The sequence below is a fragment of the Pseudolysobacter antarcticus genome (assembly GCF_004168365.1).
Taxonomy (GTDB): domain Bacteria; phylum Pseudomonadota; class Gammaproteobacteria; order Xanthomonadales; family Rhodanobacteraceae; genus Pseudolysobacter; species Pseudolysobacter antarcticus.
The window spans coordinates 4,650,264-4,665,478 of record NZ_CP035704.1 but is presented as its reverse complement, the minus strand read 5'-3'; the positions used below and the strand labels follow the sequence as shown (position 1 = coordinate 4,665,478).

Below are 15,215 nucleotides of genomic sequence, written 5' to 3'. Positions count from 1 at the left end.
TACGACTTTGCGTTACAATCCTGACGAATTGGGGATCAAGCGAGTTAGCAGTCATGCCGAAGAAGCTCCTATGCGTTTGCGCGGGCCTGCTGATCACGTTAGGCGTGGTTGCCGGCGATGCTCAGTTAGCCGATAACCATCCAGACAGCTACACCGTCAAGAGCGGTGATACGCTCTGGTCGATTGCCGCGCACTTTCTCAAGCGCCCTTGGGAATGGCCGCAGATCTGGCAAAACAACCCGCAGGTGCGCAATCCTCACCTTATTTATCCTGGCGATGTGCTCAATCTGAGTTACATCGATGGGCATAACTCGCTCGGCTTGGACGGTCCGCAGGTGCGCGCCAGCGTCAAGGAAGAGGCGATCAAGCCGATACCGTTGTCGGCGGTCAAACCGTTCCTGAAACATGCTCGCATTCTCAGCGAAGACGAGTTCAAGCATCTGCCGCACGTCGTGGCGATCGAGGAAAATCGCCTGCTCGGCGCCAGCGGCCAGCTGATTTACGTTCGTGGATTGAGCGCCCAGCCGGGCCAGCAGTATGCGTTGGCGCGTCCGACCAATCGCTACCACGAGATCACACCGAAGGAAGATAGAGTCGACGAACATCGCGAAACGTTGCGCCAGCCGATCGATAGTCGCGATGGTCAGGAAAACATGCTGTGGCACCACGCGCCGTATGAAATCAGCTGGCACTCGCGCGTCGAATTCCTCGGTTACGAAGTCATGGATTTCGGCACCGTGCAAATCACCCGCGCCGGCGAACCAAGCTCGGCGCTCGTGCTCGATTCCGATTTCGAAGTGCACGCCGGCGACCTGATTATTCCGATCGATACGCACAGTTACGATGCCCAGTTCGTGCCGCACGCACCGGCGCAGGTGCCGGACAATATGCGCGTGCTTTCCTTCACCGACGCGATCGATGTGGTCGGTCCGATGCAGGTGGTTGCGCTCTCGCGTGGCGCCCACGATGGCATTGAAAACGGCCAGGTGTTTGCGATTTATCATCCGGGTGAAGTGATCAACGACAACAGCGGTTATCCGGAAAGCAGCATGAAGGCGTTCGTGCATCCGAAGGACAAACAAGTGCAGTTGCCTGAAGAATATATCGGCCACGTCATGATCTTCCGCACCTTTGATCGCATCAGCTATGGCTTGGTGATGGACGGGATTCGTCCGGTGCATTTGCTGGATCGCCTGCACGGTCCGGACTTGCCGTAGCGGCTGGTCTTGAATCGATGCAATATCCAGGCGCATCGGCAATGAAATCGGTGAGCCTGTTTTGCTAGGCGATGTTTCCAGCTCTCCCGTATACCTGAGGCTACACTGTCGGCATGGATGCCCAATCGATCGATAATGCCACTGCCTGGCTGACCTTGATGCGCGCGCCGAGTCTGGGCGCCGCCACCTTGCGTGGCTTGATCGAACGTTTCGGCGACAGCCGCAAAGCGCTGCGCGGAATCTTGGCATCCCCTGCAACATCCGGCGTTGCGCAACCCGCGCTAGTTGCATTGCGCCAGCCCGATGAAAATTTGCTCGCTACCGATCTGGCGTGGCTCGAACAACCCGAACATCATTTCATCGGCTGGGATAGCGAGGATTATCCGGCGCTGCTGCGGCGCATTCCGAGCCCACCTGCCGGCCTGTTCGTGAACGGCAATGCCGATCTGTTATGGATGCCGCAGGTCGCCATCGTTGGCAGCCGCAGTTCGAGCGAATCCGGATTGTCCACTGCGCGCAGCTTTGCCAAGGCACTGGTGCAAGCCGGTTTTGCGATCACCAGTGGCTTGGCCGATGGCATCGATGGCGCAGCGCATGTATCAGCGCTGGACGCGGGCGGAACGACTCTGGCCGTGCTGGGCACCGGCGTCGACCTGGTTTATCCGCGCAAGCATCACGAACTTGCGCGGCGAATTGCGGCACATGGCGCGCTTGTCAGTGAATTCCTGCCCGGCACGCCCGGTCGCGCCGAGAATTTTCCACGCCGCAATCGCATCATCGCAGGCCTAAGTCTGGGCACGCTGGTGATCGAGGCGAGCGTGCAATCCGGCTCGCTGATCACCGCCCGGCTCGCGGCCGAACAGGGACGCGAGGTGTTTGCGATTCCCGGCTCGATCCACAACCCGCTGGCACGCGGTTGCCACCAATTGATCCGCCAAGGCGCGAAGCTGGTCGAAACGGCCGACGAAGTTATCGAGGAACTCGGCGCGCTCGCACAAACCTTGTCCGATGCGCTGCGCAGCCGGTTGTCACCGCGCGGCAACCCAGATGCGCCATCATCGCGCGCAACGCTTGCAGACCCACATGCGCACGATCCCGATTACGCGCGTTTGCTTGCCGCACTTGGGCACGAAACGCTGAGTCTGGATATATTGTCGGAGCGTTCCGGGTTGACCGTGGCAGCCCTATCCTCCATGCTGCTGCTATTGGAACTCGAAGGCACTGTCGTGGCAGCACGCGGCGGAATGTACGCGCGAAGCGGTCGATAAAGATCCGCACCGCGCCGCATTATCCCTTCGCAAACCGAGTTTGCCCTGATCGCAGAGCGCATGGAGCTGATGAAAGAGAACGTGCTGGACGTCCTGTTATACCTTTTCGAAAACTTCTTCAGCGAGGAGCCCGACGCCGGGCGCGATCGCGATTCGCAGCAATCCGCGTTGTTGAACGCCGGGTTTGCCGTCACCGAAATTCGCAAGGCATTTGACTGGCTCGACGGGTTGTCGCGGATGCGGCTCGGCGCAGAATTGTTGCGCCCGCTCGGCGGCGCTCCGGTACGCGTATATGCGCCCGAAGAATTGCTGCGGCTGGACGCGGAGTGCCGCGGTTTCCTGATGTTTCTCGAAGGCAACGGCATCCTCGATGCGGCGCAACGCGAGCTCGTGCTCGATCGTGTCATGGCGCTGGATCTGGATGAGCTCGACCTCGACGATTTGAAGTGGGTCGTGCTGATGGTGTTGTTCAACCAGCCTGGCCAGGAAGCTGCCTACGCGTGGATGGAAAGCCATATGTTCGCCGAGCCGGGAGAGGTTTTGAACTAGGTCCGGCGAGTTTGCGCGGACCGGTTTTATGGCGCCTTTTTATTGGGCATATCGTTGCAAAAGCAGGTCCGCGAACAACGCGGCGCTTGACAGCAGTGTGCCGCTATGTGTTGACTGAATAAGGAGCGTGCCGTTGCGGCAGGCTCAAACCGCGTAGGCAAAGGCTTCGTATCCGATGTGGAAACCTCCATGTCGCATGCGTCTCGAGCAGCGCGGCTCACGGAAAAGAACATGGCAAAGAATCTGCTGATCGTCGAATCGCCGGCGAAAGCGAAAACCATCAACAAATATCTCGGCAAGGATTTTCATGTCCTGGCCTCGTATGGTCATGTACGCGATCTTGTGCCGAAAGAAGGCGCGGTCGATACCGATCACAACTTCGCCATGAATTACGAAGTGATCGAGCGCAACGAGAAACACGTTGCCGCCATCGCCAAGGCCGCCGCTGGCGCCGAATCCGTCTATCTCGCGACCGACTTGGATCGCGAAGGCGAAGCGATCTCGTGGCATATCGCGGAGATATTGCGCGAACGCAATCTGTTGAAAGGCAAGACCTTGCATCGCGTGGTGTTCTCGGAAATCACGCCGAAGGCGATTCTCGAAGCAGTCGCCAATCCGCGCCAGCTGTCGATGGACATGGTCAACGCGCAGCAGGCGCGGCGTGCGCTGGATTATCTGGTCGGTTTTAATCTGTCGCCGGTATTGTGGCGCAAGGTACAACGCGGCCTCTCGGCGGGTCGCGTGCAATCGCCGGCGCTGCGCATGATCGTCGAGCGCGAGGAGGAAATCGAAGCCTTCATCGCGCGCGAGTATTGGACGGTCGCCGCCAATCTCGCCCATCCCGAACAGAATTTCAGCGCGCGACTGACACGGTTGCATGGCAAGAAATTCGAGCAGTTCGACTTGGTCAACGAACACGATGCGTTCGCCGCACGCGATGCGCTTGCGCGCGCGGCCGGCGGCAAGCTGGTCGTGTCCGAAGTCGCGAGCAAGGAGCGCAAACGCCGCCCGGCCGCGCCGTTCACCACGTCGACCTTGCAGCAGGAAGCCGCACGCAAGCTCGGTTTCACCACCAGCCGCACCATGCGCATGGCGCAGAATCTGTATGAAGGTATCGCGCTCGGCGACGAAGGTGTGGTCGGCCTGATCACCTACATGCGTACCGATTCGGTGAGCCTGTCGCAGGATGCCGTGGCCGAGTTGCGCGATGTCATCACGCGCGAATTCGGTGCCAAGGGTTTGCCCGAGCAGCCGAACGTCTACAAGACCAAATCCAAGAACGCGCAGGAAGCGCATGAAGCGGTGCGCCCGACCTCGGCCTTGCGCACGCCCAAGAGCGTCAACGCGTATCTCACACCGGAGCAGGCCAAGCTGTACGAGTTGATCTGGAAACGCACCGTCGCCAGCCAGATGCAGTTCGCCACGTTGAACACGGTGTCGGTCGATTTTGCGTGTGGCACCGATTCCACGTTCCGCGTCAGCGGCACGACGGTGGTCGATCCCGGTTTCCTCGCGGTCTATGAAGAAGGCCAGGATCAGAAATCCGACGAAGACGAGGAACAGCGTCGCCTGCCGACGATGAAAGTCGGCGATGTGATCCCGCTGATAGACATCGCTGCCGACCAGCATTTCACCGAGCCACCACCGCGTTATTCCGAAGCGAGTCTGGTCAAGACGCTCGAGGAATATGGCATTGGCCGACCATCGACTTACGCCAGCATCATCCAGACCTTGCTGGCGCGCGAATACGTTTTGCTCGACAGCCGCCGCTTCAAGCCGACCGATGTCGGCCGCGCCGTGGCGAAATTTTTATCGGGACATTTCACGCGTTACGTCGACTACGATTTCACCGCCAAGCTCGAAGACGAGCTCGATGCGGTGTCGCGTGGCGAGGAAGACTGGGTGCCGCTGATGCAGCGCTTCTGGACGCCGTTCAAGGCGCTGGTGGTCGAGAAAAACGAAACCGTCGAACGCTCGGAAGCCAGCGGCAGCCGCGTGCTCGGCACCGATCCGAAATCCGGCAAGCCGGTGTCGGTGCGACTCGGCCGATTCGGTCCGTTCGCCCAGATCGGCACCAAGGAAGACGAAGACAAACCGAAATTTGCGAGCCTGCGCACCGGCCAAAGCATGCATACCATCAGTCTCGAAGACGCGATGGAATTGTTCAAGATGCCGCGCCAGCTCGGCCAGTCGCCGGAGGGCGAGGACGTCAGTGTTGGCATCGGTCGTTTTGGTCCGTTCGTCAAACTCGGCGCGACTTACGCCTCGCTCGCGGTGACCGATGATCCGTATACGATCGAGTTGCCGCGTGCGCTAGAGATCGTGCGCGAGAAGGCCGAAGCCGCCGCGAATCGCCTGATATCGAGTTTTGCCGACGGCAAGATCCAGGTGCTCAACGGCCGTTACGGCCCTTACATCACCGACGGCGAAAAGAACGCGCGCATGCCGAAGGACCGCGAGCCCGCGAGCCTCACTGAAGCCGAGTGTGTCGAGCTGCTTGCGGCGGCGCCGATCAAGGCCAAGCGCGGCGGCAAGTTCGCCAAGAAAGGCAAAGCTGCGGCGAAAGACAAACCGGAAAAAGCAGCGGCGGTGAAAAAAACCGCGGCGAAAAAACCGGCAGCCAAGAAAACCGCCGCAGCAAAAAAAACCGCTGCCAAAAAAGCCGTTGCGAAGAAAACCGCAGTGAAAAAAGTGGCGGCGAAAAAAGCGCCGACGCTCGACGCGCCGTTCGACTGAGCAGATCGGGCGCGCGAGCAGCGTATGTCAGCGATCGATGCACTCGCACAAGCCGTCGCGGTACTAAATAGTGGTGGCGTGATTGCGTATCCGACCGAGGCCGTATTCGGACTCGGTTGCGATCCATTCAATGCCACCGCGGTGGCGCGTTTGTTCGCGTTGAAGCAGCGCCCGCTTGATCAGAGCGTGTTGCTGATTGCCGCGGATTTCGCGCAGATCGAAAACCTGATCGCGCCGATCCCGCCGGAAATACTCACGCGCGTGCGAGCGAGCTGGCCCGGCCCGCATACGTGGGTGTTCCCGCGTTCGGCGCAGGTGCCGGCGTGGCTGGCGGGCAAACATACCGGCATCGCCTTGCGCATTACCGCACATGCACAGACACAGGCGCTGTGCCGTGCGTTTGCTGGTGCGCTGGTGTCGACTAGTGCGAATCGGCATGGCCAGCCGCCGGCGTTAAACGCGGCGCAAGTGCATAGTGCATTCGGTTCGGATGTCGATTTTGTGCTGGATGGCGCGCTCGGTGGGCAAGAGCGACCGACACCGATTCGCGATGCGCTTACAGGCGAACTGTTGCGCGGTTGATAACCATTCAGGCGAGTATGGGCCGGCTTGCTCATCTTGCATCGAACCTGACAAAGTAACGCCAATAACGAGAAACACAGGGGTGTAAAAGGATGTCATGTCAGCCGTTGTAGATAACCGCGCGCCAGATACTGCGGGCAAACTGTTGCCGTTGCTGCACGCCGATCACGCGACGCAAGTTTTTGCATGGCATGGCAACGAGTCGGTCAGTTGCACGGATTTTCTCGCGCATGTGCGCCAAGTGGCGGCGTTGTTGCCCGACCTCGTTTATGCGGCTAACTTGTGCGAAGACCGTTACCATTTCATCGTCGCCTTCTGCGCGGTGGCCTTGCGTGGCCAGATTAATCTGCTACCGCCGTCGCGCGCGCCGCAGGCCGTGGCGCAGGTGATGCAGGCGCATGCGGATGGTTATGTCATCGGTGATTGCGCTGTGGCATGCGCGGCGGCGCAGCGGCGTTTTATATTGCCCGAGCTGCGCGCAGGCGCTGGTGAAGAAGTGCTGCACATCCCGCAACTGCGCCACGCGCAAATCGTTGCGATCGGCTACACCTCCGGCAGCACCGGCGCGCCAAAACCCAATCCGAAAACTTGGGGCAGCCTTAGCGCCAGCACAGCGCTAAATGCTGAGCTACTGCAGGATATTTGTTGTAGCGAAGCTGGCACTCGCGCCAGCATTGTCGCGACTGTGCCGGCGCAGCACATGTACGGCCTGGAAATGTCGGTACTGCAACCCTTGCTTGGTGACATGGCGGTGCACAGCGCGCGGCCGTTGTTTCCGGTCGATATCGTGCATGCGTTGCTGGAGGTGCCATCGCAGCGACTGCTGGTGACCACACCGGTGCATCTGCGCGCGTTGTTGCGTTCGGGTGAGACATTGCCCGAGCTGGCCGCGATCGTCTCGGCCACTGCGCCGATGCCGACTGAGCTCGCGATCGAAGCGGAGCAGCGTTATGGCGCGCCCGTGATTGAAGTATTCGGCTCCACCGAAAGCTGCGTGATCGCACATCGCCGTGCCGCGCGCGACGAGCCGTGGCAACTGTATGCGGATGTCGAGTTGAAACGGCAACCGGATGGCACGCTCGTGAATGCGCCCTACTTCACAGCGCCGGTGTTGCTCGCGGATATCGTCGAGCTATTGCCAGAACGGCGTTTTGTACTGAGCGGGCGCAATAGCGACCTGCTCGAAATCGCTGGCAAACGCGCATCGCTGGGCGATCTCACGCGCTGCCTGCTCGGCTTGCGCGGCGTGGTGGATGGCGTGGTATTCCAGCTCGAACCCGATCCGCAAACCGGACTCGCGCGCATCGCCGCGTTGGTGATCGCGCCCGGGCGCAGCGAGCGCGAACTGGTGGACGAACTGCGCCACAGCACCGATCCGGTATTTTTGCCGCGACCTTTGCGCTGCGTCGAAAACCTGCCGCGCAACGAAGCCGGAAAATTGCCGCGCGAAGCGCTGCTCGCCGCACTGGAAAACTGCGCGCGCAGGATTTGAATCCGGCGCGCGATCAGTTGGTCATGCGGCGCGATTTCTTGCGGCGCAATACGTTCGCGTGGCTCGCGCCGGCGGTGATTATTTCCAGTCGTAAATCTTGAAGTACACCGGGCTGATAGGGCCGGGGGTATTGTCGAGCGGATCGCGATCCAGACGGCCGTTGCCGGTGCGATCGACGTAATAATGTGACGGGCCGTCGGTCGGCATGATGCGCACCATGAAGATCTTGCCGTTGCGGCGATATTCCTCGACGGTGTCGTTGCCTTCCTTGCGCACGGTCACGACCGGCAGTTCCGGCATGCCGCCAGCAACCGGGCCGTCGCCGATCTTGCTGGTGCTGGCCTGCACGCGCGCTGGCGCGCTGGCCGGAGTCGGCACGTTCACTGCGGCCGGTTTACCTGCTGCCGCGGTATTTCCCGACCTGCTCGTTGTGGCTGCGGCCGATGCGGGTGCCGTGCCCGGCGCATCCATGTCCGGTGGCGGCTGCGCGGGCGCGAAGACCGGTTTTGGCGCGGCCGGATCCGTCGCGGAATCTTGCGCAATCACGGCGCTGCTGAACAAAAAAACGATGGCGAAAAACAGGATGCGGGTCATGGCGGTTCTCTCCCGAGCGGTGGGTCCGAGCATAACAAAATGATTGTGGCGCCGATGTAAAAGTTCGTCAGTGCGCATGCTGCATTGCAATTGCTGCGCGGCTCCGACAAGCTCGTCATATCTCCTTTGCCGCCGCCGCCATGTCCCGTCCTGTGCTTTATCTGATCGATGGATCGAGTTATCTCTACCGCGCTTTCCACGCGCTGCCGCCGCTGACCAATCGCCATGGTGAACCGACCGGTGCGCTGTTCGGTGTGGTCAACATGTTGCGCGCGACGCTCAAGGCGCGGCCCGCATACGCGGCGTTCGTGCAGGACGCGAGCGGGCCGACGTTTCGCGATGAACTCTACGCCGACTACAAGGCCACGCGCGCGCCGATGCCGGACGACTTGCGCGCGCAGATCGAACCGATGCTGGCGATTGTCGAGGCGCTCGGTTTTCCGATCCTGCGCGTGTCCGGCGTGGAAGCCGACGACGTGATCGGCACGCTCGCGCGCCAAGCCGCGGCGGCCGATATCGAGGTGATCATTTCGACCGGCGACAAGGATTTTGCGCAGCTCGTGAACAGCCACATCACGCTGGTCAACACCATGACCAATACGCGTTTGGACGAAGCCGGCGTATTCGAAAAATTCGGCGTGCGGCCGGATCAGATCGTCGATTACCTCGCGCTGATGGGCGACAGTGTCGACAATATTCCTGGCGTGCCGAAGTGTGGACCGAAGACCGCGGTGAAGTGGCTTAGCGAATTCGGTACGCTCAATGGCGTGATCGAAAACGCGGCAAAAGTCGGTGGCAAAATCGGTGAGAGTTTGCGCGAAGCGTTGCCGAAACTGCCTTTGTCATATCAATTGGCGACCATCAAGACCGACGTGCCGCTGGCACAGAAAGCCACCGATTTGGTTTTGCGCGATGCCGACAATACGCAACTGCGCGAGCTCTATGCGCGTTACGAATTCAACGCCGCGCTGAAGGATTTGAATACGGCTGAGAATAGTGTCGATGCTATGCCCTCAGCCCCTGCGAATATCGGCGGCGATGTCGCGACAGCGAATGTCAGCGTACCCGAACCTGCATCGCTACTCGATCCCGAACTGAGCCGCAAGGGCAGCTACGATCTCGTGCTCACACAGGCGCAATTTGATACTTGGCTGCAAAAACTCGACGCGGCTGAACTGATCTCGTTCGATACCGAAACCACGGGCGTTGATCCGATGCTCGCCGAGATCGTCGGTGTATCGTTTGCGGTTGAAACCGGTAGCGCGGCTTATGTGCCGCTGACCCACGATTATCCCGGCGCGCCATTGCAGCTTGATCGTGATGCCGTGCTCGCGGCGCTGAAACCGCTGCTCGAAAATCCCGACAAAGCCAAACTCGGCCAGCACCTGAAATACGACATGAATCTGCTGTCGCGTTATGGCATTACGGTGCGTGGTGTGCGCTACGATTCGATGCTCGAATCGTATGTGTGGAATTCCACGGCGAGTCGCCACGATATGGATTCGCTCGCGAAAAAATACCTGGGTTACAACACGATTCACTTCGAGGATGTTGCTGGCAAGGGCGCGAAGCAGATCCTGTTTTCGCAAGTCGATCTCGACCGCGCGGGCGAATACGCGGCCGAAGATGCCGACATCACGCTGCGTTTGCATCAAACCCTGTGGCCGAAAATCCAGGCCGAGACAGGACTGGCCAGCGTGTTGACCGAGATCGAAATGCCGCTGGTGCCGGTGCTCGCGCGCATCGAGCAGAGCGGTGTGTTGATCGATGCCGACAAGCTGCGCAAACAAAGCAGTGAACTCGCCTCGCGCATGCTTGAGCAACAGCAACAGGCATACACCTTGGCCGGACGACATTTCAGTCTGGATTCGCCGAAACAACTGCAGGCGATTCTGTACGATGAATTGAAATTGCCGACGACGTTGAAAACGCCGACCGGGCAACCTTCGACCAACGAAGAAGCGCTCGAAGGCCTCGCGCATCTGCACGAACTGCCGCGGCTGATTCTGGACTACCGCAGTCTCGCCAAACTGCGTTCGACTTACACCATCAAGTTGCCTGAGCAGATCAATCCGCATACCGGACGCGTGCACACCTCGTATCACCAAGCGGTGGCGGCGACCGGGCGCTTGTCGTCGAGCGATCCGAACCTGCAGAACATTCCGATTCGCACCGAGGAAGGCCGACGCATTCGCCAAGCGTTTATCGCGCCACCGGGCTGGCGCATCGTCGCTGCCGACTATTCGCAAATTGAATTACGCATCATGGCGCATCTGTCGCAAGACACCGGTTTGCTCGCGGCGTTTCACGGCAATCAGGATGTGCATCGCGCCACTGCGGCGGAAGTGTTCGGCGTGCCGCCCGAGCTGGTCGATGGCGATCAGCGTCGCGCCGCCAAGGCGATCAATTTCGGCTTGATGTACGGCATGAGTGCGTTCGGGTTGGCGCGCCAGCTCGGCATCGATCGCGGCGAAGCGGCGCGTTACATCAAGCGCTATTTCGAGCGCTACCCAGGCGTGCAGGAGTTCATGGAGTCGGTGCGAGCGCAGGCGCATCGCGATGGTTTTGTCGAAACCGTATTCGGCCGTCGCCTGTATCTGAACGAGATCAATTCGCGCAATCAAGGGCTGCGCGCAGGCGCCGAACGCGCCGCGATCAACGCGCCGATGCAAGGCACCGCGGCCGACATCATCAAGCGCGCGATGATCGAGGTGGATAGCTGGCTAGGGGATCGCAGCGCGCATGCACGCATGATCATGCAGGTGCACGATGAACTCGTGTTCGAGGTGCGAGCCGAGCATGTGGATGACATCGTCGCGGGCGTGAGATCACGCATGGCCGCGGCGGCGGAACTTCACGTGCCGCTGGTCGTCGATATTGGCAGCGGCGATAACTGGGACGAGGCGCATTGATCGAAATATCCGCGCAACATGCTGATTATGAAGTCGATAAACGAAGCCTGAATCGAACTCGTCGTGCATTTGAACTTAGACCGCCGACCCCCATCTAATCTATCGGGTGTACGCAACGGCACCCCCGGATCACTCACCTCCCTGAGTGATCCACAGGATGACGAATTCTTCCCCAGATTCGTCTCCGCCCGCCCCGAAGGTCCCCCCTGGCCTTCGGGGCATTTTTTTGCCCGCAGTTTCTATTCCGTATCGATTTTCTTGCGCGGCGATCCGGCTCAGGCCAGATAACCGCCATCCACCACAAAACTTGCGCCGGTCACAAAACTCGCCGCGGGCGAACACAGGAACAGCACCGCCGGAGAAATCTCGTCCGGCTGCGCATACCGATTCAGCGGCGTGGTGCGCAGGAACGATTTGAGCAGATCGGCATTCTGCGTGAGCGTGCTGGCGAACTTGGTATCGGTCAGACCCGGGAGCACCGCGTTGACGCGGATCTTGTACGCACCGAGCTCCTTGGCAAAACCTTCGGTCATCGACAGGATCGCCGCCTTGGTCATCGAATACACCGCCTGGCCCGTCGCGACTCGGCGACCATTCACCGACGCGATATTCACGATCGATCCGCCGCGCTCGCGCATGCGCCTTGCGGCGAGCAATGTGGTGTACCAGTATCCGCGAATATTCACTTGCACGGTCTTGTCGAACGCGCCGAGATCCATGTCCAGCATCGGGCCGAAATACGGATTGGCTGCCGCGTTGTTGATGAGAATATCCAGCGTGATGTTTTTTGCATCGAGTTCGGCGAACAACGCATCGATCGCGGCACTTTCGCCGATGTGCGCGGCGATCGCCGACGCCTGCCCGCCCGCGGCGCGGATGCCGGCCACCACTTGCTCGCACGCTTCGATTTTGCGGCTCGAAACGATCACGTGCGCGCCATGCGCTGCGAGCAGTTCGGCGGTGGCTTGGCCAATGCCGCGGCTGGCGCCAGTCACCAAGGCGGTCTTGCCGCTCAGATCAAATAATTTATCGGTCATGCTGGGCCTTCTTCGGCTGGCTGGGAGTGGGAAGGCAAGCATAACAAACGCTGGTTATCGTGGCCGCTGCAGCCCGCGCAACGAATGCCGACAACATTCCCTGATAAAATTCTCGCGGTGAAATTCATCGAAGTGACCAACCTCAGGAGTATTGCGATGCAACGCCAAAATCATTCGAGCGGTTCGAGCTGGGAACCGATCGTCGGCTACTCGCGCGCGGTGCGCGTCGGCGCGCATGTGATGATCGCCGGCACGACCGCCGTCGATGACCACGGCGCGGTGGTTGGTCCCGGCGATGCAGCTGTTCAGACACGCTGCATCCTCGAAAAAATCGGCAAGGCGCTACAGGCGCTCGGCGCCGATCTCAAGGATGTCGTGCGCACGCGTGTTTTTGTCACCGACATCAGCGGCTGGGAAGCCGTGGGACGCGTGCATGGCGAAGTTTTCGGCACGATCCGGCCAGTCACGGCGATGGTTGAAGTCAGCGCGTTGATTGCGCCCGATCTGCTGGTGGAAATCGAGGCCGACGCCATCATCGCCGACGCCGCGACAGCCGCTGGATGATCGCATTGGAAATCGCGATCGGCGTTGATCGCGAAGCACGCGCAAACAGTTTTCGCCCACCTCGCCCCGTTACAATTGCGACATGGATGTTTCTCACCTGCTAGACGATCTCAATGCGGCCCAGCGCGATGCCGTCAGTGCGCCGCTCGGCCATTATCTGGTGCTCGCGGGCGCGGGTTCGGGCAAGACGCGCGTGCTCGTGCATCGCATCGCGTGGCTGCTGGAAGTCGAACGCGCTTCGCCGTTTTCCATTCTCGCCGTCACCTTCACCAACAAGGCCGCGGGTGAAATGCGCGCGCGTTGCGATGGCCTGATACAGCACGGCACGCGCGGCCTCTGGGTCGGCACGTTTCACGGCATCGCGCATCGATTGTTGCGCCAGCATTGGCGTGAGGCAAAACTGCCGGAGACGTTCCAGATTCTGGATTCCGACGATCAGCTACGCATGATCAAGCGCATCATCGTCGCGATGGGCCTGGACGAGGCGCGTTATCCGCCGCGGCAGGCGAGCTGGTTCATCAACAATGCCAAGGACGAAGGCAAGCGCGCCGATGCGATCGATGCCGCCGGCAATCCGCAGACGCGGGTGATGCTGGATATTTATCGCGCCTACGAGGAAGCCTGCCAGCGTGCCGGACTCGTGGATTTCGCCGAGTTGCTGTTGCGCTCGCACGAGCTCTGGCTCAATAACGAGGCGCTGCTCAAACATTACCAGCAGCGTTTTCAGCATCTGCTGATCGACGAATTTCAAGATACGAATACGCTGCAATATGCGTGGATTCGCGTCCTGGCAGGAACCACGGGAAAGGTTTTCGTGGTCGGCGACGATGATCAGGCGATCTACGGTTGGCGCGGCGCGCGCGTCGAAAACGTGCAGCATTTTCTGCGCGATTTTCCGAGCGCCAGAACCATCCGCCTCGAACAGAATTACCGTTCGACTGCGACCATCCTCAAGGCCGCGAACGCGATCATCGCCAACAATCCGCAACGTCTCGGCAAGCAACTCTGGACCGCCGGCGAAGACGGCCAGGCGATCGAGCTATACGCCGCGTACAACGAGCAGGACGAAGCGCGGTTTGTCATCGAACGCATTCGCAACTATGTGCAACAAAGTGGAAAACGCAGCGATTGCGCCATTTTATACCGCTCGAATGCGCAGTCGCGCCTGTTCGAGGAACAGCTGATCCAGCATGGCATTCCGTATCGCGTCTACGGCGGGTTGCGCTTTTTTGAGCGCGCTGAAATCAAGGACGCGCTGGCGTATTCGCGTCTGATTGCAAATCGTGCCGACGATACCGCGTTCGAGCGTGCGGTGAATACGCCGCCGCGCGGCATCGGCGATCGCACCCTCGACGCGCTGCGTGGCCGTGCGCGTCGCGACGGCCTCACATTGTGGGATTCGACCTTGAACGAGCTCATCTCGGGCGACTTGGCCGGTCGCGCGAAAAACGCACTGAAGGCATTTCTGACCCTGATCGACGAAGCCGCGAGCGCGACCTTCGAGTTGAGTCTGGCCGAGCAGATCGATCACATGATCGCGCACACCGGATTGCGCGATTTCTACGAAAAAGACGCGCGCGGCAGCGCCGAATCGCGCGTGGAAAATCTCGATGAACTGGTCAACGTCGCTGGCCGTTTCGAGCGCACGCCGGAAGACCTCGAAGCGAACATGTCCGAGCTCAGCGCATTCCTCTCGCACGCGGCACTCGAAGCCGGAGAAAACCAGGGCGAAGCTTGGCAGGACTGCGTGCAGCTGATGACTCTGCATTCGGCCAAGGGACTGGAATTTCCGCTGGTGTTTCTGGTCGGCCTGGAAGACGGTTTGTTTCCGAGCCAGAAGTCGCTGGACGATTCCAGCCGGCTCGAAGAAGAGCGCCGCCTCGCTTACGTCGGCATCACGCGTGCGCGCGAACAACTGGTGCTGTGTTACGCCGAATCGCGGCGGCTGCACGGCATGGAAAGTTATAACCGACCATCACGCTTTCTGACCGAGCTGCCGCGTGAATTATTGTATGAAGTTCGACCGCGCGTGCAGGTGTCGCGCCCCGCTTATGTGCGCCAATTCGGCGTGGAAGAATCGGCCACGTTGCGGCTCGGTCAGCGCGTGACGCACGCGAGTTTCGGGCCGGGCGTGATCACGGATTGCGAGGGCAGCGGCGGGCATGCGCGCGTGCAGGTGAACTTCGAGAATTCCGGAACGAAATGGCTGGTGCTGGCGTACGCGAATTTGAGCGTTGCATGAAAAACGGCTCGACACGCAGGCC

Annotated in this window: 11 protein-coding genes; 9 read left to right on the top strand and 2 right to left on the bottom strand. The window is 60.3% G+C overall.

The features are described 5' to 3' along the window. Positions 1-53: 53 nt before the first annotated feature. From ELE36_RS20025 to ELE36_RS20000, 6 genes are all read left to right on the top strand, one after another. Positions 54-1,217 carry a LysM peptidoglycan-binding domain-containing protein gene (locus ELE36_RS20025; RefSeq protein WP_129836449.1) on the top strand — a complete coding sequence of 388 codons (1,164 nt, stop codon included), beginning with the start codon at positions 54-56 and terminating at the stop codon, positions 1,215-1,217. Positions 1,218-1,330: 113 nt separating this feature from the next. Further along, positions 1,331-2,485: a DNA-processing protein DprA gene (gene dprA / locus ELE36_RS20020; RefSeq protein ID WP_129836447.1), complete on the top strand. Its 1,155-nt coding sequence runs from the start codon at positions 1,331-1,333 to the stop codon at positions 2,483-2,485. A gap of 69 nt (positions 2,486-2,554) precedes the next feature. Further along, entirely contained in the window at positions 2,555-3,034 is a 480-nt protein-coding gene (locus ELE36_RS20015; protein WP_129837062.1) for a DUF494 family protein, read from the top strand. Positions 3,035-3,265: 231 nt separating this feature from the next. Continuing rightward, entirely contained in the window at positions 3,266-5,770 is a 2,505-nt protein-coding gene (locus ELE36_RS20010; protein ID WP_129836445.1) for a DNA topoisomerase I, read from the top strand. A gap of 24 nt (positions 5,771-5,794) precedes the next feature. Then, a complete protein-coding gene (gene tsaC / locus ELE36_RS20005) occupies positions 5,795-6,352 on the top strand; it encodes an L-threonylcarbamoyladenylate synthase type 1 TsaC (RefSeq protein WP_129836443.1) in 558 nt (185 codons plus the stop codon). A 97-nt stretch (positions 6,353-6,449) separates the two neighbouring features. Continuing rightward, entirely contained in the window at positions 6,450-7,844 is a 1,395-nt protein-coding gene (locus tag ELE36_RS20000) for an AMP-binding protein (protein WP_129836441.1), read from the top strand. A gap of 78 nt (positions 7,845-7,922) precedes the next feature. Here the strand turns inward: ELE36_RS20000 and ELE36_RS19995 are convergent, their stop codons facing one another. Then, a complete protein-coding gene (locus ELE36_RS19995; protein WP_165371709.1) occupies positions 7,923-8,438 on the bottom strand; it encodes a DUF2782 domain-containing protein in 516 nt (171 codons plus the stop codon). Between the two features lie 140 nt (positions 8,439-8,578). On the opposite strand from ELE36_RS19995, the gene polA reads away from it, so the two are divergent. After that, on the top strand, positions 8,579-11,350 hold the full coding sequence (gene polA / locus ELE36_RS19990) for a DNA polymerase I (RefSeq protein WP_129836437.1): 2,772 nt from the start codon (positions 8,579-8,581) through the stop codon (positions 11,348-11,350). Between the two features lie 275 nt (positions 11,351-11,625). On the opposite strand, the gene ELE36_RS19985 is transcribed toward polA, so the two are convergent. Beyond that, positions 11,626-12,387, bottom strand: a complete 762-nt coding sequence (locus ELE36_RS19985) for a glucose 1-dehydrogenase (protein ID WP_129836435.1) — start codon at positions 12,385-12,387, stop codon at positions 11,626-11,628. 156 nt (positions 12,388-12,543) lie between these two features. Between ELE36_RS19985 and ELE36_RS19980 the strand changes: the two genes are divergently transcribed. Beyond that, entirely contained in the window at positions 12,544-12,951 is a 408-nt protein-coding gene (locus ELE36_RS19980) for a RidA family protein (RefSeq protein ID WP_129836433.1), read from the top strand. An 82-nt stretch (positions 12,952-13,033) separates the two neighbouring features. After that, entirely contained in the window at positions 13,034-15,193 is a 2,160-nt protein-coding gene (gene uvrD, locus ELE36_RS19975) for a DNA helicase II (RefSeq protein ID WP_129836431.1), read from the top strand. The last annotated feature ends 22 nt before the right edge of the window (positions 15,194-15,215 follow it).